Origin of the sequence: Halomonas maura (assembly GCF_030409305.1) — a bacterium.
GTDB classification, from domain to species: Bacteria; Pseudomonadota; Gammaproteobacteria; order Pseudomonadales; family Halomonadaceae; genus Halomonas; species Halomonas maura.
This window is the reverse complement of sequence record NZ_JAUFPQ010000017.1, coordinates 258,375-279,024: the sequence shown is the minus strand read 5'-3', so window position 1 is coordinate 279,024 and position 20,650 is coordinate 258,375. Positions and strand designations below refer to the sequence as shown.

Here is a 20,650-nt window from a genome sequence, read left to right as displayed (position 1 = left end):
TGGCGAGCGAGATGAAGCGGGCGCCGCCGCGTCGCTAGGCGCGCGGCGCACCGAAGGCGAGACATAACGGGGGGTTAGGCGAGCCTTCGGGGTGCCGCGCAACAACACGATTCGCTCGCGCAGCCATTTCCTTACGCAGGGCGGAGCTGGCCGCGCTCCTCGGTCACGATGATGTCCGGGTCGGGGCGCGCGTCGTTGACGAAGCTGCGGAAGCGCTTGAGCTTCTCGGGGTCGTTGATGGCGCCCGCCCACTCGCACTCGTAGTTGTCGATGACGGTCTGCATCTGCGCCTCGAGCTCGTCGCCGATGCCCAGGCTGTCCTCGAGCACCACCTCCTTGAGGTAGTCCAGGCCGCCCTCGAGGTTCTCGCGCCATACCGAGGTCCGCTGCAGGCGGTCGGCGGTGCGCACGTAGAACATCAGGAAACGGTCGATGATCTTGATCAACTGCTCGTCGTCCAGGTCGGTGGCGAAGAGCTCGGCGTGGCGCGGGCGCATGCCGCCGTTGCCGCAGACGTAGAGGTTCCAGCCGTGCTCGGTGGCGATCACCCCGACGTCCTTGCTCTGGGCCTCGGCGCACTCGCGGGTGCAGCCGGAAACCGCGAACTTGAGCTTGTGGGGCGAGCGCAGTCCCTTGTAGCGGTGCTCCAGCTGGATCGCCATGCCCACGCTGTCCTGCACCCCGTAGCGACACCAGGTACTGCCCACGCAGGACTTCACGGTGCGTACCGACTTGCCGTAGGCGTGACCGGTCTCGAAGCCGGCCTCGATCAGCTCGCCCCAGATGTCGGGCAGGTCCTCGAGGCGGGCGCCGAACAGGTCGATGCGCTGGCCGCCGGTGATCTTGGTGTAGAGCTCATACTTCTGTGCGACCTGACCGAGCACCACCAGCTTGTCCGGGGTGATCTCGCCGCCGGGGACACGCGGCACCACCGAGTAGGTGCCGTTCTTCTGCATGTTGGCCATGAAGGTGTCGTTGGTGTCCTGCAGCGGGATATGCGCGGCGTCGGTGATCGGCTCGTTGAAGCAGGAGGCCAGGATCGAGGCCACCGCCGGCTTGCAGATGTCGCAGCCGAGCTTCGGGGCTGACGAAGAGCCCAGGCCCTGGTTGTGTGAAGCGCCGTGCTTGCCGATCAGCTCGCCGAAGGTCTTGATGCCCTCGACGCGGACGATGTCGAAGAGCTCCTGGCGGGTGTGGGCGAAGTGCTCGCAGATCGACTGGTCGACCTCCACGCCGCGGGCTTCCAGCTCGTGGTCGACCACGCTCTTGAGCAGGGCCGCGCAGCCCCCACAGCCGGTGCTGGCCCTGGTCTCGGCCTTGACGCTGCCCAGGTCGGTGGCACCGGCATCGAGGGTCGCGCAGATCGAGCCCTTGGTGACGTTGTGGCACGAGCAGATGGTCGCGCCGTCGGGCAGGGCGTCGGCGCCGAGGGTCGGCGCGCCCTCGGTGGAGGGCAGGATCAGTGCCGCCGGGTCCTCGGGCAGCTCCAGGCCGTTGCTGTAGTACTGCATCAGGGTGTCGTAGTAGGCGTTGTCGCCCACCAGCATGGCGCCGAGCAGCTTCCTGCCGTCGCTGGAGACCACCAGCTTGCGGTATTCCTGGCGGATCTCGTCCAGGTAGCGGAACATCCGCGCGCCGGGATTCTGGTTGCCGTGGGCATCGCCGATGGCGCCCACGTCGACGCCGAGCAGCTTGAGCTTGGTGCTCATGTCGGCGCCCGCGAAGGTCAGCTCACCGCCCAGCAGGGTAGCCGCGGCGGCCTTGGCCATCTGGTAGCCGGGAGCCACCAGGCCGAAGATGCTGTTGTTCCACAGCGCCACCTCGCCGATGGCCAGGATCGCCGGGTCGCTGGTCAGGCAGCGGTCGTCGATCACCACGCCGCCGCGCTCGCCCATCTCCAGGGCGGCCTCCCGGGCCAGCTCGTCGCGGGGACGGATGCCCGCGGAGAACACGATCAGGTCGGTCTCCAGCACCTTGTCGTCCTGGAAGACCATGCGGTGGAAGCTGGCCTGGCCGTCCTCGATGTGCTGGGTGGCGCGGCCGGTAAGCACCTGGACGCCCAGCGCCTCGATCTTCTCGCGCAGCAGCTCGCCGCCCTCGGTGTCAACCTGCATCGGCATCAGCCTAGGTGCGAACTCGACCACGGCGGTGTCGAGGTCGAGCCCGCGCAGGGCGTTGGCCGCCTCCAGGCCCAGCAGGCCGCCGCCGACCACCACGCCGGTGGTGGCCTTCTCGGCCGCGGCGCGGATGGTGTCGAGGTCGTCCAGGGTGCGGTAGACCAGGCAGTTCTCGCGGTCGTTGCCGGGAATCGGCGGCACGAAGGGGTAGGAGCCGGTGGCCAGCACGACCCGGTCGTAGGCGTAGCGGCCGGCCTCGGTGACCACCTCGCCCTTGTCGCGATCGAGGGCGGTCACCGCCTCGTTCAGGCGCAGCTCGATGCCGTGCTCGGCATAGAAGTCGGCGTCGCACATGGCCAGGGACTGGGCGTCCCGACCACTGAAATACTCGGACAGGTGGACGCGATCATAGGCGCGGTGACGTTCCTCGCCGAAGACCGTGATGCGGTACTGCTCGGTGGCCGCGCGTTCGATGAGCTGCTCGACCAGGTGGTGGCCGACCATGCCGTTACCGATGACGATCAGGCGGAGTTTCTCGGACTGGGGCGTGTTCATGCGGCCTCCTTCTCGGGGCTGTCGGTGTCTCGGAGAGGGCTCTCGTGCTCGGCGAGCAGGGCCTCGACATCGGCCTGGCCGAGGGCCAGGGCCTGGCGGGCGGCATCGAGCCGGGTGCCGGCCCGGGCCTGGGTGAACAGCCAGGGTCCCATGGCGGTATCGCCATAGAGCACGGCGCCCTCCAGGCGGCCGTCGCGCAGCAGCAGGCGGCGGTATTCGCCCTGCTGCGGATCGTGATAGGTCAGCGCCTCGTGGCCCGGCCCGGCCTCGGTGGGGCCGAAGGCATACAGGGACACGCCGCCGACCTTGAGCTTGGTGGCGGTCGGGGCGTCGACGAAGCCCGGCGTCGCTTCCCCGGCCAGGTGACGGGCCAGCACCTCGACCTGCTGCCAGATCGGCTCCACCAGCCCGAAGGTGCGGGTCCCGACCTGGCAGCACTCGCCGAGGGCATGGATGTCCGGGTCGGAGGTGGTCAGCCAGGCATCGACACGGATGGCGCGGTCGCAGGCCAGGCCGGCCTCCCGGCCGAGCTCGGCGTTGGGCGTGATGCCGGCGGCGATGACCACGCGATCGGCGGGCAGCCGTTCCCCGTTGGCCAGGCGTGCCGCGGCGACATGGCCGTGACCGTCGTCCTCCAGGGTGGCCAGTTCCACGCCGGTGGCGATCGCAAGCCCGCGGCCCTCGAGCTCGCGGCGCAGCAGCGTCGCGGCGGTGGCATCGAGCTGACGGTTCATCAGGCGTTCGCTGCGCTGGAGCACGCGGGCCTGCATGCCGCGCTGGCGCAGGCCCTCGGCGGCCTCGAGCCCCAGCAGGCCGCCGCCGACCACCAGGGCGCGGCCGCCGCGCTGCGCGGCCGCGGCCAGGGCCTCGGCGTCGTCCAGGTCGCGGAAGCCGCTGACCCCGGCCAGCTCGATCCCCGGCACGGGCGGCAGGGCGGTACGCGAGCCCGTGGCCAGCACCAGCCGATCGTAGGCGAGGGCCTCGCCGCGCGCGGTCAGTACCCGGCGCCGGGCCCGGTCGATGCGGGTCACCCGTTCACCGAGCCGGGTGCTCAGGGCGATGCCGGCCCGGTCGGCGATCTCGGGCAGGCGCAGGTCGTTATGGCTCATGTCGCCGGCCAGCCAGGGGGAGAGCAGAATGCGGTTGTAGGCCGGGCAGCGTTCCTCGCCGATCACGGTGATGCGGCGTGGCGCCTTGGCCTGGCGCACGAGCGTCGCGACCAGGCGCTGGGTGGCCATGCCGTTGCCGACGATCACCAGGTGCTCGATGGGATGCGGGTCCGGGGCGGACCCGGAAAGGGCATCGGGGCACATGTCGAAACCTCCTGAAACGCGAAAGACGCCTCGGCACCCCCTGGCAGCGGGGGTGCTGAGACGTCTTCGTCTGGAATTCGGTGTGCGATCGTCGTTGACCGCGAGGGAGAGGCCTGGGCCCGCTCCGCTTACCTACAGTCTTTCAATTATCGGGCCAATAATTGGCTTGATTCAATTAAATCAATCGGTTGAATTTGTCGTGGCGGACGGCGGCGGGCAGCCCGTCGCCGTCCGGACGGGCCTTATGCACGCTCCTGGTGCGTGGCGGCATCGAAATGCACGGGGCTGTAACAGGCCGACAGTCGGGCGGGGTCCAGTCGGTCACCGCGGGCCCGCAGCGCCTGGTCGAGGTGGGCGGCCATGGGGGCCATGGCCTCGGGGGAGGGGCGCAGGTCGCCGTCGAGCCGTTGCCGTACCGGGCCCGTATCGGGTGCCAGCGTCACGAGGTGGCGCACGGCCCGGTCCAGGTAGGGGGGCAGGGCCAGCCAGTCGCATGCCTGGCGGGCATGCTCGGGCGAGGTAGCGAGCCACTCGGCGGCCCCGGCCAGGGCACGGATCAGGGCGGTCAGGGTTTCGGGATGGTGCTCGGCCCAGGCCGCGGTGACCCCGAGCACCTTCTCGGGGTGGTCCGGCCAGAGCTGGGCGCCGCTGGCGACGATGCGACCGGCTCCCCGATGCTGGGCCAGGCTGCCCCAGGGCTCGCCGACACAGAAGCCGTCGATGCGCCCTTCCTCCAGGGCCTCGGCCATGCGCGACGGCGGCAGGACCACCAGCTTGACCTCGTGGTCGGCGTCGATGCCGCCGAGGGCCAGCCATTCGCGCAGCTGGTAGTGCTGGCACGAGAAGGGATGGACCATGGCCAGGCAGGGCGCCGGCCCACCCCGGTGGCGCAGCCGACGCGCGAAGTCGCGGGCGCTGACGGCGGGGTCCGTGGTGCTCCCCTCCGGGTCGGGGGCCTCCGGCACGGGCATGCCCTCGCTCCAGCGCGGCGACAGCACCAGGGTGTTGCCGTTACGCCCCAGCACCAGCGGGGCCAGGGTCTCGCAGGCGGCGCCGGAGATCCCCAGGCTCATGGCCAGGGGCAGCGGGGCCAGCATGTGGGCGCCGTCGAGCAGGCCGGCGGCGAGCTTGTCGCGCAGGGTCGACCAGGCGTTCTCGCGTGACAAGGCGACGTCGAGCCCCTCGGCGGCGAAGAAGCCGCCCTCGCGGGCGATGATCGGCAGGGCGGCATCCAGCAGCGGAATGAAGCCCAGCGTCAGGCGCTCGAGCCCGGCGGTGCGACTCGCGGTCATAGGCCTTTCTCCAGTCGTTCGAGGATATCGATCACGTTGGCGGCCACCTCGCCGATGCGCTGGCCGCGGTCCATGGCCAGCTTGCGCAGCATGCGGTAGGCCTGTTCCTCGTCGCAGTCCTGGTGCTTCATCAGCAGGCCCTTGGCGCGCTCGATACGCTTGCGGTCGGCCAGCTGGCCGCGGGCCTTGTCGAGCTCGGTGCGCATCGACTGGAAGGAGGCGAAGCGGGCGATGGCGACCTCGAGGATCGCCTTGACCCGGCTGGGCACCAGGCCATCCACCACATAGGCGCTGACACCGGCCTCCAGGGCGGCCTGCATGGTGTCGGGCTCGTGCTGGTCGGCGAAGAACACCACCGGGCGCGGGTTCTCGCGATTGAGCAGGGACATGCTGTCGAGGGTATCGCGATCGGGGGACTCCATGTCGATGATCACCACATCGGGGGCGTGGCGCGCGACCATCTCGTTGAGGCTGGCCGGGCTCTGCAGGCGACAGACGACCTCATGGCCCTCCTGGCCGAGGGCCTCCTCGACCATGGCGGCGCGCACGATCTCGTCATCGACCAGCAGGATTTTCAAGGGCTGGGGCATAGGGCGTGGCTCGTTGCATCGGTCGTTTGCAGGAGACAATGCAAGATACATTCCAGACGCCACAATGCCCGAAAGGTTCGGGGGGCGGGCGCCGCTCCCGTTGCCGTGGTCATCGTCCGCCGGGGGATTGTTGCACCGCAGCGGTGCGGGATGGGGCATCGGCGTTCGCGCCTGGTGCAGGGAGTCGCGGGGAGGCGTCGGCCGTCGGCCGCGATGGCCTGCCGCGGTGGGGGATGGCGCCTGTTGGCACGCGGCTTGCTTGATACTGGGCAATCAACCCCCTGGCCGCCATGACGGTGGCCCCAGGCAACGACGCCCACCGCCGCGCTGGCCCCCAGCGGGGCGGTGGGCGTCGTCGTTGGGACCCACGATCGAGGAATGCGTTATGTATCAGGCGCGAACCACTTGCCCCTACTGCGGTGTCGGCTGCGGCGTGCTGGCCGACATCGACGGCGACCGCATGGTCGGCGTCGAGGGCGACGCCACGCATCCGGCCAACTACGGCCGCCTGTGCGTCAAGGGCTCGGCGCTGGCCGAGACCCTGGGCGAGCAGGGGCGCCTGACGCGGCCCCGGGTGGACGGTGTCGAGGTGGACTGGGACACCGCGCTCGACGCCGTGGCCGCGCGGCTCCAGGCGACCCGCGAGGCTGCCGGCGACACGGCGGTGGCCGGCTACCTGTCCGGGCAGCTGCTCACCGAGGACTACTACGTCGCCAACAAGCTGTTCAAGGGCTTCCTCGGCACGCCGCACCTGGATACCAACTCGCGGCTGTGCATGGCCTCGGCGGTGGCCGCCTACAAGCGCTCGCTGGGCGCCGACGCCGTGCCCTGTAGCTACGAGGACCTGGAAGAGGCCGAGCTGGTGGTGCTGGTGGGCTCCAACCTGGCCTGGAATCACCCGGTACTCTACCAGCGCCTGCGCACCGCCAAGACCCGCAACCCGCTGATGCGGGTGGTGGTGATCGACCCGCGGGTCACCGACAGCTGCGAGATCGCCGACCTCTACCTGGGGCTCAGGCCCGGCAGCGACGCCAGGCTGTTCAACGGCCTGCTGGCCTGGATGGCCGCCAAGGGCAAGCTCGACCGGGTCTACCTGGCACAGCACACCCGGGGGCTGGACGCGGCGTTGGACGCGGCCCGCGAGGACGACGGCCGCATCGAGGCCATCGCCGCCGACTGCGATATCGACCCGGAACGCCTGGAGACCTTCTTCTACTGGTTCGCCAGCCAGCTGCACGTGGTGACCCTCTACTCCCAGGGCATCAACCAGTCGTCCAGCGGCACCGACAAGTGCCACGCCATCATCAACTGCCACCTGGCCGGCGGCAAGATCGGCCTGCCCGGCGCCGGCCCCTTCTCCATCACCGGCCAGCCCAACGCCATGGGCGGTCGCGAGGTGGGCGGCCTGGCCAACCAGCTGGCCGCGCATATGGACTACGACAGTCCCGGCGCCCTCGACCGGGTTCGCCGCTTCTGGGCCACCGACACGCTGCAGCCGAGCCTGCCCGAGGGACCCGGTCACAAGGCGGTGGCGCTGTTCGAGGCCATCGAGCGCGGCGAGATCCAGGCGCTGTGGATCATGGCCACCAACCCGGTGGTCAGCCTGCCCGACGCCGACCGGGTACGGGCGGCCCTGGCTCGGTGCCCGCTGGTGATCGTCTCCGAATGCATGGCCGACACCGACCTCTTGCCCTATGCCGATATCGTGCTGCCGGCCACGTCCTGGTCCGAGAAGGATGGCACCGTGACCAACTCCGAGCGGCGCATCTCCCGCCAGCGGGGGTTGCTGCCCCCGCCCGGGGAGGCGCGTCACGACTGGTGGATCATCAGCGAGGTGGCGCGGCGGCTGGGCTATGGCGCGGCCTTCGCCTATGCCCATCCCGGCGAGATCTTCGTCGAGCACGCCCGGCTCTCCGGCTTCGAGAACGCGCCCGATCAGCCGGGCCATCGCGCCCGGATGTTCGACATCTCGGCGCTGGCCGAGCTGGATCGCGAGGGGTACGATGCCCTGGCGCCGATCCAGTGGCCGGTGACCGCCGACGCCCCCCATGGCACCGCCCGATTGTTCGAGGATGGTTGCTTCGCCACCGCCGACGGGTGCGCCAGGCTCTTTCCGGTGCGCCCGCGGGAGCCCGTCCAGGCGCTCGACGCGACCCATTCGCTGCGGCTCAACACCGGACGCGTGCGCGACCAGTGGCACACCATGACCCGCACCGCCCGCGCGGCCCGGTTGATGAACCACCGTGCCGAACCCTTCATCGAGATCGCCCCGGAAGATGCCCAGGCGCTCGGGCTCGGCGACCAGCAGCTGGCGCGGCTGACGAGTGCCACCGGCGAGTACCGTGGCCGGGTCAGGCTGTCACGCGGCCAGCGACGCGGCGAGGTGTTCGTGCCCATCCACTGGACCGATCGTTTCTCGGCCCGGGCCCTTGCCGGCAGCCTGCTCGCGGCGCATGTCGACCCGCTCTCCGGCCAGCCCGAGACCAAGCACGGCGCCGTGGCGGTGACGCCGCTGGCCACGGCCTGCGAGGCCACCCTGGTGGTCGCGGGGGACCTCGAGGTCGCCGGGACCGTGCGGGAGGACGCCGACTACTGGGCGCGGATCCCGCTGGCCCATGCCGACCGCTGGCAGCTGGCCTGGGGCGAGGGCGAGGCTGGCCTGGCACGCCTCACCGAGAGCCTGCCGGTGCCGGCCTCGTTGTGGTGCGACGATCCCGCCAGCGGCCGCTGGCGGGCGGCCGGGCTCGAGGACGGCCGCTTGCGCTGGTGGCTGATGGTGGGGCCGCCCGCCGAGCTGCCGGGCCTGGCCTGGCTCGACGCGCGCTTCGCCGAAGCGGCCGAGGGTCAGCCCGTGGAGGATGGGCGGCGTCGCCGGCTGCTGGCCGGCTGCGATGACGGTGCCGCCGCCAGCGGCCCACTGGTCTGCAGCTGCCACCAGGTGGGCCAGGCCGCCATCGTCGCCGCCATTCGCGCGGGCGATGCCAGCGTCGAGGCGCTGGGGGCGCGACTCGCCTGCGGCACCCAGTGCGGCAGCTGCATTCCCGAACTGAAATCCCTGATCGAAGAGGAGGGGCCCCATGCGCGCTCCGAGCAGACGCCTGAAGCCGTCCAAGTGGTCTGAGGTCGTGGGACGCGTCCCCTCCGGGCTGGTCCGGCTGGGCCGGGATGCCACGCGTTGGCTGGCCGACTCGTGGGTCTCGCGGCACGCGCCGGAGACGCCGCGCCTGGCCCTGTCAGGAGACTGCCGTGCCGGCAGCGTCTACCTGGTCGGCGCCGGCAGCGGCGATCTGGAGCTGCTGACCCTCAAGGCGGCCCGGTTGCTGCAGCAGGCCGACGCGGTGGTCTACGATCGCCTGGTGGGCGACGAGGTGCTGTCCCTGGTGCCCGCCGGGCGCGAGCGCTATTACGTGGGCAAGGCCCGGGGCCATCACAGCGTGCCCCAGGCCGAGATCGGGGCGCTGCTGGTCGAGCTGGCCGGACAGGGCAAGGCGGTGGTGCGCCTCAAGGGCGGCGACCCGGGCGTGTTCGGGCGCATGGGCGAGGAGCTCGCCGCGCTGGCCGAGGCCGGCGTGCCGGCGCACATCGTGCCCGGCATCACCGCGGCCTCGGCGGCCTGTGCGTCGATGGGCATTCCGCTCACCGACCGCGGCCACGCCCAGCAGCTGCGCTTTATCACCGCCCAGCTGTGCCGGGAGGGCGGTGCCCCGGACTGGGCCGCGCTCGCGCGGCGGGACGAGACCCTGGTGTTCTACATGGGCCTGGCCAAGGTCGCGGCGATCTGTGCCGGCCTGCGTGGCGCCGGCCTGCCCGACGACTGGCCGATCATGCTGGTGGCCAATGCCAGCCTGCCCGACCAGGCGGCGCTCACCGGCACCCTGGCCGATATGCCGGCGCGCCTCGAGGTCACGCCCTTGCCGTCACCTTGCCTGATCGTGGTGGGCAGCGTGGTGAGTATGGTCGAGACCAGCCCGGCGGTGGCGACGGCGGGTCATCAGGACTGACTGCCGCCGGGCGCCAGGGCCCGTCGAGGAGAGATGCCAAGGCAGGATGCTGGAAGGGCCACTCGAGGCCGCCGGCAGGTCCGTGTGGCGGGCCCGGGCGAGGTCAGTTGCGCGCGACGGCCGATGCGCTCGAACGACGGTATGCCCCGCTCGAACGACGGTATGCCCCGCTCGAACGAAGGTATGCCCCGCTCGAACGACGGTATGCCCCGCTCGAACGACGGTATGCCCCGCTCGACTTCCCGTGCGCGAATCATTCGCGCAATTGCCGGCCGTGTCAGGTTCACCGGTGCTGCCGCCCGCTAATGCCACCGGCATCGGTCATGGGGACAGAGGCCGTCAGGTGGCGAAGCTTCCCGAGAGCTGCGAAAACTGCATCACTCTTCAAAGGTGAAGGTATTTGAAGTATCGATCAAGGTGGCCGATGGTGAAGTTACGGGATCTCTCACTTCGTCGCCTGTATTTCCACGAGGCGTCACGACTGGCCGGGACACCGTGGGTTCCCGAATATCTCTCGCGGCAACACCAGGGTTGGCGGTCGAGGCGCTCGGTAGAGGAGGGCATCCATCGTGTTCGATACCGAACAGTTCATCGCCGATTGTCGCAGCGCGCTTGCAGCCGACGAATCCCCCCGGCTGGTGCGTGAAGTGGTCGCGAGAGCGGTTTCCGATCCGGCCGCCATTCTCAAGGAGCTCGGGGAACCGACACGCGGCGGGCTCTACCCGCTCTATCGCTCGGAGGATCTGACCATCATCAACATGGTGTGGGCGCCTTACATGACGCTCATGCCACACGACCATCGAATGTGGGCGGTGATCGGCATCTATACCGGTCGCGAAGACAATATTTTCTGGCGGCGGCTTTCAAGCCGGAACGGGCACATCGAGGCAGTGGGCGCCAAGGCACTGGCCGCCGGTGACGCCGCGCCGCTGAAGCACGACATCATTCATTCGGTGATCAACCCGATTCCCCGTTTGACCGCGGCGATCCATATCTACGCAGGCGACTTCTTCGCCGTAGAGCGCAGCGAATGGGACCCGGAAACGCTCGATGAGCAGCGCTGGACTACCGAACACGCCATGCGTCGGTTCGAGGAATCCAATTGGATCATCGATCATCTCGGGGTCGATGCCGTGTGATGTCGTCAGACTGGCCCTTTGCTCGATGGCAAGTTGACGAGGCACTCGACCGCGACATCGAGAGGCACCGGCGGCGAACCCGGGCCCGCGCCGGCATGGATCTTCCGCTGCCCGACCTCGGCCACGCCCAGCAGTGACGCTTGATCACCGTGCAACGGTGTCGACGGCGGGAACGCCCGATGGGGCCTCGTCCGCTCAGTCGTTGTCGTTGAGGGCGGCGTCCAGGGTCAGCAGCGCCGCCTGCCAGGAGGCGGCATCGGCGGCGGCATCATAGGCCAGCGGCAGGTCGTGCTGGGTGGCCAGCGCGTCCGCCTCGGGATTCGTGAAGCCGTGCTTGGCCGAGGGATAGTTCGTCACCTCGACATCGGCGCCCTGGGCCTCGAGGGCGCTGGCCATTGCCACCAGGTCGTCGCGGGCGACGAAGCCGTCCTCGGCGCCGTTGTGGATGCGCACGCTGCCCTCGAAGGCCTGGGGCATCTTCACCGCCATCGTCGGGCCCCCATGAAAGCTGATGGCGGCCTCGAGCGGCATGCCGGACAGCGCCATGTTCATCACCACGCTGCCGCCGAAACAGTAGCCGATCGCCGCCATGCCGCCATCGGCCACCGCCGGATGCTCGCCCAGCCTGGCCATCGCCGCCTCGAGCCTGGCGCGTGCCGCCGGCCAGTCCTGCATTACCCGGCTGGAGAATGCCTGGGCCTCGGTGGGATGTCCGGCCAGCTTGCCATCGCCGTACATGTCCACCGCCAGGGCCACGAAGCCGAGCGCAGCCAGCTGATCGGCCCGGGCGCGGGCATAGCTGTCCAGCCCCCACCATTCATGCACCACCAGCACCGCCGGTTGCGGCTGGTCGATGCTGGCATTGTGCGCCAGGTAGCCCTGATAGGTGGTGCCGCCGGTGGCATACTCGAAGACCTCACCGACCACGCGTGGCCCGGACTGGATCGTGACCTGCTCGTCGCCGGGCGAGGGCTCGGTCTGTGCCTGGGCGCCGGCCGTGCCCGCCATCAGGCCTGCGGCCAGGCATGCCAGGGTGAAGAGGTGTCGCATCAGGGGTCTCCTTGCCTGTGGTCGAGGTCGTCCTCGACGTCGGTCGCCTTCGCTCATTCATGCTTTCTTAATATAGCCAGCCGGGACGGCGGGCGTCACCCGTTTCGGTCAGGGCATGCCGTGGCGCGGTCGCAGCGGTGGAAGGGAGGCGTGTCGTTCCCGGGACCGCCGATATCGCGCGGTCCCGGGGCGCGCTCACTCCTTGCTCGCCGTGAACGCCTCGAAGACCTCGCGTCCGGTCAGGTCGCGGGTGACGTTGGCGAAGTGATACCAGGGCGGCTTCTCGTCGATGAAGATCTGGGTATCGAAGGTCCAGGCTTCCCCGTCATCGACCAGCCCCGCCGGCACGGCGTAGTGCTCGCCGGTTCTCAGTCGATAGAAGAGGTGGGTGCCGCAATGGCGGCAGAAGGCGCGTTCGGCCCAGTCCGAGGAGGCGAACACGGTCACGCTGTTCTCGCCCTCGATCTCGACCCGGGAGACCGACTCCAGGGCCAGCAGCGGGCCGCCGCCCCAGGTGCGACACATTCGGCAATGGCAGGCGCCGATGTTCTGGCGGGCGGCCTCCACCGCCAGGGTCACGGCGCCGCACAGGCAGCTGCCGCGTAGGGTCATGGCATCGTGCATGGTCGTCTCCTCGGTACGGGCCGCGGCCGCGGGTCAGTCCTTGAGTCGGGCGAGGAGGGTGTCGGCGCTGCTGGCCTCGATCACCCCCTTCTGGGTATCGACGCCGAGGTACTCGACCACCCCGTCGTCGGCAATCAGTGCGAAGCGCTTGCTGCGGGTGCCCATGCCCCCGGCGCTGGCATCCATCTCCAGGCCCAGGGCCCGGGTGAAGTCGGCATTGCCGTCGGCCAGCATGGTGAAGCGTCCGGCGTTCTGGTCCCTCTGCCAGGCGCCCATCACGAAGGCATCGTTCACCGCCAGGCAGCCGATGGCATCGGCACCGGCGTCGAGGATGTCGTCGGCGCGGACCACGAAGCCCGGCATGTGGGTGTTGGAACAGCCCGGGGTGAAGGCGCCGGGGACGGCGAACAGCACCACCCGACGGCCGGCGAAGAAGTCGCCGGTGGACAGGTCTTTCGGTCCCTCGGGGCCATTGGTCTTGATGGTGATGTCGGGAAGGCGGTCACCGATGGCGATCGTCATGGTGTGGCTCCTGTGGTCATGGGGGAAGGGTGGCGTCAGTCATCATCCAGGGGCGGCCTGGGGCGCACCAGGATCTCGTTGACGTCCACGTGCTCGGGCTGGCCGACCGCGTAGAGCACCGCCTCGGCGATGTCCCTGTCATGCAGGGCATGCTCGGGGGGCTCGTCGAAGAAGGGCGTGTCGACCATGCCGGGCTCGATCAGGGTCACGCGAATGCCGCTGCCACGCAACTCCTCGCGCAGGTTGTAGCCGAGCCCGGTCACCGCCCACTTGGTGGCCCCGTACATGGAGCCGGGGATGGTGGCGCGGCCGGCGGCGGAGCCGGTGATCAGCACATGGCCGTGGCTCTTGCGCAGGGCCGGCAGGGTGGCCTGCACGGTGAGGCCCACCGCGTAGATATTGGTGAGGATCATGTCGCGCCAGGCCTGGTGGTCGGCCCCGCTGAAGCCGCCGGGGGAGCCGCCGCGGCCGGCATTGGCGAAGACCACATCGAGACGGCCGAAACGCTCCAGCGCCTGCTCCACCATGGCCTGCTGGGCGGCCATGTCGGTCACGTCCGTGCCGACGGCCAGCACATTCTCGGGACCGAGCTCCTGGGCGAGGCCGGCCAGGCGTGCCTCGGAGCGGGCGGCCAGCACCAGCTTGTAGCCCTCCCGGGACGCGGCCCGGGCGGTGGCCGCGCCGATCCCGCTGGACGCCCCCGTGATCAGGAATACACGATCCACCATGCGGCTCTCCCTTTCGGGTCATTACCCGCTTCCAGCATGGCCAGAACCGCGGCCGCCTGCAAACGCGAACGCCACCGCCGCGGTGAAGCGGCGATGGCGTGGCGAGGGTGGTGGGGCGTCCCTGCCCCCCGGTGGGATGGGGCTCAGCGCAGCGACAGGGCCGCCGAGGGCTCGGCACCGGCCGCATCCTGGTAGGCGGCGCTCTCCTCGGCCTCGACCTCGGGGGAGAAGCGCACCACCAGGGCGCACAGCGAGGCGATGATCACCGCCACCCCGAGGTAGAACAGGCCTTGCTGGTAGGTCAGGGCCTCGGAGCGGAACAGGAAGCCGGCGGCCACGGCGCCGGCGTTGCCGCCCGCGCCGACGATGCCGGCCACCGCGCCCAGCGCCTTCTTGTTGATGAACGGCACCACGCCGAAGGTGGCGCCCTCGGCCATCTGCACGAAGAGGCTGAACACCAGCATGATGCCGATGGCGAGCGCCAGGACATGCATCTGCGAGAAGAACATCAGGGCCACGCCCTCGCAGAGCATGGCGATGAACAGCCAGCGCACCCGGCCCTTGAGGCCCGAGTTGCGGGCGAAGAGGTCGGAGAAGATGCCGCCCAGGGTGCGGGCGAAGAGGTTCATCAGGCCGAACAGGCCGGCGATCATGCCGGCGGTGGCCAGCGTCAGGCCGAAGTTGTCGAAGAAGTAGATGGCGGCGATGTTGTTGATGGTCAGCTCGACGCCGAAGCAGGCGGCATAGACCACGAACAGGGCCCAGACACGGATGTCCTTGGCGGCGGTGGCGAAGCTGGCACCCATGCCGTGCTCACCGTCTGCCGCGGGCAGTTCGCCGCGTGCGCGCAGTTCGTCGAAGTTGCCGTTGGGCGCGTCCTGGGTGAAGAAGTAGTAGGCGATACCGGTGAGGAACAGCACGATACCGGGCACCACCATGGCCAGCCGCCAGCCGAGCGCCTCGTTGACGCCGAGCATCAGGATGCCGGAGAAGATCAGTGGCATCAGGATCTGGGTGGTGCCGCCGCCCAGGTTGCCCCAGCCGGCCGAGGTGGCGTTGGCGGTGCCCACCACGTTGGGCGCGAACATCACCGAGGTGTGGTACTGGGTGATCACGAAGGAAGCGCCGATGGCACCGATGGCCAGGCGAGCCAGGAAGAAGGATTCGAAGCTGTCGGCGAAGCCGATGCACATCACCGGCAGCGAGCCCAGGCACAGCAGCCAGGTATAGGCGCGGCGCGGGCCGATCTTGTCGCAGAGCACGCCGATGGCCAGGCGCACGATCACGGTGATGGCCACCGAGGCGATGATGGTGTTGCCGATCTGGGTCTTGGTCAGGCCGAGGTCGTCACGCACCACCGCCATCAGGGGGGCGATACCGAACCAGCCGAAGAAGCAGATGTGGAAGGCGAACCAGGAGAAGTGGAAGGCGCGCATCTGCGGCATCTTCCAGTTGAACAAGCGTATCCTGTTGGCCTTGTTTTGGATTTCCATGGGGCATACCTCGTCGAATGACATTCGAACACACGATCTTGGGCCTTCGCCGTTGAAGGTCGGGTCCGACGCACTCGTACCCCAGGGGCCTGGTCCACGTCTGGCACTCTCTGTCCTTGATTATGCATATGCATTGCCATTACAAGGAGATGTCTTTTTTTTCAGATGGTTATGGTACTGGTGGCGGGAGAGGGCGAGGGGGTGGCGGGGGCGTAATGGTGCATGGCAGCAAGCGTTGGCGGGGCCTTGCCCCGCCTTGGTGCCTCACTGCATGGCGAGGCGACGGTCGTCGCGGGGGCAGTTCAGGAAGGCCGATTGGCGGAGCCACTCAGGGTCGGGGTAGTAGGTGAACAGGTACTGGCTGTCCTTGAGGCTGTCGATCAGCGGCACGGCGACCTCGGAGCGCACCGCCGGGCAGCCATGGCTGCGGCCCAGGCGGCCGGTGCGCTGGATGAAGGACTCGCTGACGTAGTCGGCACCGTGGATGACGATGGCCCGCTCGAAGGCCAGGTCGTTGACGCCGGGTTCGAGGCCTTCCAGGCGCAGCGAGTAGCCGTTGCTGCCCCGGTAGCTGTTCAGGGTGCGGAACAGCCCCAGGCTGGACTGGTGACTGTCGGGGGTGTTGGAGAAAGCGCTCGCCATGGCGTCACCGGAGCCCTGGCCATGGGAGACCAGTTCACGGAACAGCAGGCGTTCCTGGCGCAGGTCGAAGACCCACAGCCGCTCCTCGGTGGAGGGCCGGGAGAAGTCGATCACCGCCAGGCGCTCGGCCTGGGGATCGGCACAGCTCAGGGCTCGCGCCGCCAGACGCAGCACCTCGGGATCGGCCTGGGGCGCCAGTCGAGTCAGGCGCTGGGCAAGCGGAGTGGACCGGGCCGCGGCCGGGGTATGGGCCTGAACGAGGAAGTTCCCCGACAGGGCGGGGGGCGTCAGGATCATCAGGGCGACGGCCAGCAGGGGGCCCGTCGCTGGGCGAAACGAACGCGGCGATGGCATGCGGAGTCCCAGAATTGTCGGCTTGCCCGAATCGGGTTGGCGCATGACCCCCGGCGATGGGCGGGATGTCGCTGGCTCTAGGGGCGTATCTCGAGGATCGCGGCCAGGCAGACCCGTCCCGACCATCAGTCGGCAGGAGGTGGTCTCATGCGAATAGCGGGTACTCTAACACGAGGGTTCGGTCGTTGGAGTATGGCCTTTCTGGTCCTTCTGGCTCCCTTGGGCCTCTTCGCCGAGGCGACGGCTGCGGCGGCCAAGCCGCTGCGCCCCTTCCCGATGGACGACGTCGGACTGGCCCAGCCGCTGCCGGTGCCGCTGGTGGATGCTCTTCGCGCCTCGCCGCCGCGTGTCTCGGCCTTCTATGTGCGCCGTGGAGGCGAATTGGCCTGGCAGGATCGGGGCAAGATGGCCGCGCTGGTCGACCTGCTGTACGCCCTGGGCGACGAAGGCCTGACCCCGAGGGATTATCGACCCGCCCGGCTGGAACGCGAGGGGCGCGCTGTGCTGGCATCCACCGCCAGCGCGGATGCCAGGGCACGCTTCGATGTGCTGGCCAGCGACACCCTGCTCCACGCCCTGCGCCACCTGCAGCGCGGCCGGCTCGATCCTCGCGACGTCTACCCGGGCTGGGAGATCCCGGTGCCACCGCCCGAGCTGGATCTGGTGGCCATCAACCGGGCCCTGGAAGCCGGCGAGGTCGATCGGGTACTGGCCATGGCGCGGCCCGCCACCGAGGGCTATGACGCCCTGCGTCGCTCGCTGGCGCGCTATCGCAATATCGTCCGCCTGGGCGGCTGGGCGACGCTGCCCGAGCGACGAGAATCGCTGCGACCGGGCGACGTGCACGCCGACGTGGCTCTGCTGCGTCGGCGACTGGCGGCGATCGGCGAGCTGGAGGTCATGGCCGCGGATGTGGCGCATTACCCGGATGTCAGCCTGGAGGCGCCGGCGCCGCATCACTACGATGCCACGCTGGTGGAAGCGGTGCGCCGCTTCCAGCGCCGGCACATGCTCGATGACGATGGCGTGGTCGGGCCCCGTACCCGGGCGGCGCTCGATGTTCCGGCCGCTCAACGCCTGGCGACGATCCGCGCCAACCTCGAGCGGGCGCGCTGGCTGTCGGCAACGCCGCTCGACCATCGCGTGGTGGTGGATGTCGCCGGCCAGCGGATCCATTACCGGCGTCCCGACGGCGAGATATGGCAGGCTCGCATCATCGTCGGCCAGCCCGGCCGGCCCACGCCGGTGCTGCACTCGTCGATCACTCACCTGACCCTGCATCCCACCTGGACCGTCCCGCCGACCATCCTGCGCGAGGACGTGCTGCCCCGGGTGCGCCGCGACCCCGGCTACCTGCTCGACCATGACATGCTGGTCTTGAGACCCGACGGGCGGCGGCTCAACCCTTGGCGCATCGACTGGTGGCGCCCGGGGCGGGTGATCCTGCGCCAGCGCGCCGGCCCGCAGAACCCGCTGGGCCGCCTGGTGCTGCGTTTCCCCAACGACCATCTGGTCTACCTGCACGATACGCCGGCGCAGCGCCTGTTCCGCCGGCCCCAGCGGGCCCTGAGTTCCGGCTGCATTCGCGTGGAAGGGGTCATGGAGTTGGCCCGGATGCTGTTCGAGGACACCGGCACGCCCCGGGATCTCGGGACATTGCTCGCCGATGGCGAGACCCGCAACGTGTCGCTGGCCCGGCCGGTGCCCCTGGATCTGCACTACTGGACGGCCCGCGTGGAGGCGGGCGACCTGCCGAGCTTCCGGCCGGATATCTACGACCGCGACGATCCCCTGATCGCCGCCCTGGATCGGCCGGTGGTGCACTAGGGAGCGGGCGGCTCAGCGGTGCCATGCCGCGGTGTTCTCGCGCAGGATTTCGCAGAAGCCGCTGACCGGCTCTCCGTAGAGGGTATCCTTGCGGGTCAGCAGGCCGAAGGGCGCCAGGGTGCGGCCCAGCGACAGCGGCAGCCGGGTGACCAAGCCCGCCTCCAGATGGTCGCGCAGTACGGTTTCCGACATCACCATCAGGCAGTCGCTCTGCTGCACCAGCTGCAGCGCCGCGAAGATCGAGCCACATTCGATGATGTCGCGGGGCGAGATCAGCCCCGCCGACTCGAACTCCTTCTCCAGTGCCTGGCGGGCCGGCGTGGCCATGGGTTGCAACAGCCAGGGCCAGTCCTCGAGCAGCCGTGCCAGCGACGGAAGCGGCTCCCGACACAGTGGATGGTCGCGACGCACCACGGTGACCAGGGTCTCGTTGCCCAGCGGCTCGAAGTCGAACTGGTTGTGCTGGAGGGAGGTGGCGTAGCGCGCGATGGCGATGTCGATCTTTCCCGCTTCCAGCAACTCGACGAGCTGGTCGCTGGTCTCGCCCATCAGGCGGATCTGCAGCATCGGACGTTCGCGTTTCATCTGGATCACCGCCTGGGCGACCAGGTCCGGGGCGGCACCCATGATGGTGCCCACGGTCAGCTGGCCGCGGCCGCCGAGCTGGTAGCGGTGGATCTCCTCTGCGCAGCGGTCGAGGCGGGTCAGGGCGTTGTCGGCGAACGCGATCAGCATCTCGCCCACGGTGGTGGGGGTCATGCCGCGGGCGGTGCGCTCGAACAGCCGGCAGCCGAACACCTTCTCGATCTCGCCCAGCATGCGCGTGGCCGCCGGCTGCGACATGTGCATGGTCGCCGAGGTCTGGTGCAGGTTGCGCAGTCGCCCCAGCGTCGCCACCAGCAGCAGGTGCTTGTAGCGCAGGCGGCTCAGTAGCGCCTGATAGCCCTCCATCACGAGCCCTCTTCGATACCTGGAAATTATGGCGGGTCGCCAGGCGTTTCGGCTGCGACATTAGTCGAATGTCGAGAGCCATGGCGTTTTCTTGCGATCGCCGTCAGCCAGCCTAGCACGCGGGCTTCGGCACTCCGATAACTAAAAGGTATCACAAGGGGTGTGATTCTCATTGGTCGGCCTCTGACCGCTTGGGTAGAACTCTTCCCAACATCCAACCGCGTCCAACTCCAGGGGGAGAGTCCATGAGCGACGTCATCATCAAGCAGGTGCGCGCCTTCACCGTTCGCGGTGGCGGGGCGGACTACCACGACCAGGCCGAGGGCCACTGGATCGACTCGCAGATCGCCACGCCGATGAGCAAGTATCCGGAGTACCGCATGAATCGCCGTAGCTTCGGCCTCAATGTGCTCGGCACCCTGGTGGTCGAGCTCGAGGCCAACGACGGCACCACCGGCTTCGCGGTGACCACCGGCGGCGAGATCGGTGCCTGGATCGTCGAGAAGCACCTGGCACGCTTCATCGAGGGCCAGCGCGTCACCGACATCGAGAAGATCTGGGACCAGATGTTCAATGCCACGCTGTTCTACGGCCGCAAGGGGGTGGTGATCAACACCATCTCCTGCGTCGACCTGGCGCTGTGGGACCTGCTGGGCAAGGTGCGCGGCGAACCGGTGCATCAGTTGCTGGGCGGGCCGGTGCGCGACGAGCTGACCTTCTATGCCACCGGCGCGCGGCCCGATCTGGCCAAGGGCCTGGGCTTCATCGGCGGCAAGATGCCGCTGGTCCATGGCCCCGCCGAGGGCGAGGAAGGTCTTCGCCGCAACCTCGAGCACCTGGCCGAGATGCGCAGTGCCGTGGGCGATGACTTCTGGCTGATGTACGACTGCTGGATGAGTCTCGACCTCAACTACGCCACCCGCCTGGCGCAGGGCGCTCAGGAGTACGGCCTGAAGTGGATCGAGGAGGCGCTGCCGCCCGACGACTACTGGGGCTATGCCCAGCTCAAGCGCGACGTGCCCAAGGGCATGCTGGTCAACACCGGCGAGCACGAGGCAACGCGCTGGGGCTTCCGGATGTTGATGGAGATGGACTGCTGCGACGTCATCCAGCCCGATGTCGGCTGGTGCGGCGGGATCACCGAGCTGATCAAGATCTCGGCGCTCGCCGATGCCCACAACAAGCTCGTCGTACCGCACGGCTCCTCGGTCTACAGCTACCACTTCGTGATCACCCGTCACAACAGCCCCTTCGCCGAGTTCCTGATGATGGCGCCCAAGGCGGACGAGGTGGTGCCGATGTTCAACCCGCTGCTGCTCGACGAGCCGGTGCCGGAGAACGGCCGCCTGGCGGCCTCGAAGCTGGACAAGCCCGGCTTCGGCGTGCGCCTGAACCCGGAGTGCGAGCTGGCGCGGCCCTACACCCACTGAGCCGGTACGGACACGACGAGCA

The 20,650-nt window shown here is 69.2% G+C and carries 16 protein-coding genes; 5 read left to right on the top strand and 11 right to left on the bottom strand.

Going from position 1 to position 20,650, the window contains the following annotated elements:
• Positions 1–131: 131 nt before the first annotated feature.
• From nirB to QWY76_RS11320, 4 genes are all read right to left on the bottom strand, one after another.
• Positions 132–2,672 carry a nitrite reductase large subunit NirB gene (gene nirB, locus QWY76_RS11335; protein ID WP_290311313.1) on the bottom strand — a complete coding sequence of 847 codons (2,541 nt, stop codon included), beginning with the start codon at positions 2,670–2,672 and terminating at the stop codon, positions 132–134.
• Entirely contained in the window at positions 2,669–3,985 is a 1,317-nt protein-coding gene (locus tag QWY76_RS11330; RefSeq protein WP_290311312.1) for an NAD(P)/FAD-dependent oxidoreductase, read from the bottom strand. The genes nirB and QWY76_RS11330 overlap by 4 nt, the downstream gene beginning before the upstream one ends.
• Before the next feature lie 242 nt (positions 3,986–4,227).
• Positions 4,228–5,277, bottom strand: coding sequence for a CmpA/NrtA family ABC transporter substrate-binding protein (locus tag QWY76_RS11325; RefSeq protein ID WP_290311311.1), 1,050 nt, complete (start codon positions 5,275–5,277; stop codon positions 4,228–4,230).
• On the bottom strand, positions 5,274–5,867 hold the full coding sequence (locus QWY76_RS11320; protein ID WP_290311309.1) for an ANTAR domain-containing response regulator: 594 nt from the start codon (positions 5,865–5,867) through the stop codon (positions 5,274–5,276). Before QWY76_RS11320 ends, QWY76_RS11325 begins: the two co-directional genes overlap by 4 nt.
• A gap of 385 nt (positions 5,868–6,252) precedes the next feature.
• Here QWY76_RS11320 and QWY76_RS11315 point away from each other — a divergent pair, with 385 nt between their 5' ends.
• The 3 genes from QWY76_RS11315 (at position 6,253) to QWY76_RS11305 (ending at position 11,007) form a co-directional block, all read left to right on the top strand.
• Positions 6,253–8,988, top strand: a complete 2,736-nt coding sequence (locus QWY76_RS11315; protein ID WP_290311307.1) for a nitrate reductase — start codon at positions 6,253–6,255, stop codon at positions 8,986–8,988.
• Positions 8,945–9,868, top strand: coding sequence for a uroporphyrinogen-III C-methyltransferase (gene cobA / locus QWY76_RS11310; protein WP_290311306.1), 924 nt, complete (start codon positions 8,945–8,947; stop codon positions 9,866–9,868). Before QWY76_RS11315 ends, cobA begins: the two co-directional genes overlap by 44 nt.
• Before the next feature lie 569 nt (positions 9,869–10,437).
• The gene (locus QWY76_RS11305) at positions 10,438–11,007 is read left to right on the top strand and encodes a hypothetical protein (protein WP_290311305.1); all 570 of its coding nucleotides are present in this window, start codon (positions 10,438–10,440) and stop codon (positions 11,005–11,007) included.
• 195 nt (positions 11,008–11,202) lie between these two features.
• Here QWY76_RS11305 and QWY76_RS11300 read toward each other — a convergent pair whose 3' ends face one another.
• The 6 genes from QWY76_RS11300 to QWY76_RS11275 all read right to left on the bottom strand — a co-directional run bounded on the left by QWY76_RS11300 (position 11,203) and on the right by QWY76_RS11275 (position 16,420).
• Complete coding sequence (locus tag QWY76_RS11300; protein ID WP_290311304.1) at positions 11,203–12,057, bottom strand: dienelactone hydrolase family protein; 855 nt, start codon at positions 12,055–12,057, stop codon at positions 11,203–11,205.
• Positions 12,058–12,252: 195 nt separating this feature from the next.
• A complete protein-coding gene (locus QWY76_RS11295; protein WP_290311303.1) occupies positions 12,253–12,681 on the bottom strand; it encodes a GFA family protein in 429 nt (142 codons plus the stop codon).
• 33 nt (positions 12,682–12,714) lie between these two features.
• Positions 12,715–13,203, bottom strand: a complete 489-nt coding sequence (locus tag QWY76_RS11290; protein WP_290311302.1) for a peroxiredoxin — start codon at positions 13,201–13,203, stop codon at positions 12,715–12,717.
• A 35-nt stretch (positions 13,204–13,238) separates the two neighbouring features.
• Positions 13,239–13,931: an SDR family oxidoreductase gene (locus QWY76_RS11285; RefSeq protein WP_290311301.1), complete on the bottom strand. Its 693-nt coding sequence runs from the start codon at positions 13,929–13,931 to the stop codon at positions 13,239–13,241.
• 143 nt (positions 13,932–14,074) lie between these two features.
• Positions 14,075–15,424 (bottom strand): NarK family nitrate/nitrite MFS transporter, encoded by a 1,350-nt coding sequence (locus QWY76_RS11280; protein WP_290311300.1) that lies wholly within the window; start codon positions 15,422–15,424, stop codon positions 14,075–14,077.
• Between the two features lie 264 nt (positions 15,425–15,688).
• A complete protein-coding gene (locus QWY76_RS11275; RefSeq protein WP_290311299.1) occupies positions 15,689–16,420 on the bottom strand; it encodes a murein L,D-transpeptidase catalytic domain family protein in 732 nt (243 codons plus the stop codon).
• 192 nt (positions 16,421–16,612) lie between these two features.
• Here QWY76_RS11275 and QWY76_RS11270 point away from each other — a divergent pair, with 192 nt between their 5' ends.
• Positions 16,613–18,247, top strand: a complete 1,635-nt coding sequence (locus tag QWY76_RS11270) for a L,D-transpeptidase family protein (protein ID WP_290311298.1) — start codon at positions 16,613–16,615, stop codon at positions 18,245–18,247.
• Positions 18,248–18,259: 12 nt separating this feature from the next.
• Here the strand turns inward: QWY76_RS11270 and QWY76_RS11265 are convergent, their stop codons facing one another.
• Positions 18,260–19,198 carry a LysR family transcriptional regulator gene (locus QWY76_RS11265; RefSeq protein WP_290311297.1) on the bottom strand — a complete coding sequence of 313 codons (939 nt, stop codon included), beginning with the start codon at positions 19,196–19,198 and terminating at the stop codon, positions 18,260–18,262.
• Between the two features lie 245 nt (positions 19,199–19,443).
• Here QWY76_RS11265 and rhmD point away from each other — a divergent pair, with 245 nt between their 5' ends.
• Positions 19,444–20,628, top strand: coding sequence for an L-rhamnonate dehydratase (gene rhmD, locus QWY76_RS11260; protein ID WP_290311296.1), 1,185 nt, complete (start codon positions 19,444–19,446; stop codon positions 20,626–20,628).
• Positions 20,629–20,650 lie beyond the last annotated feature (22 nt).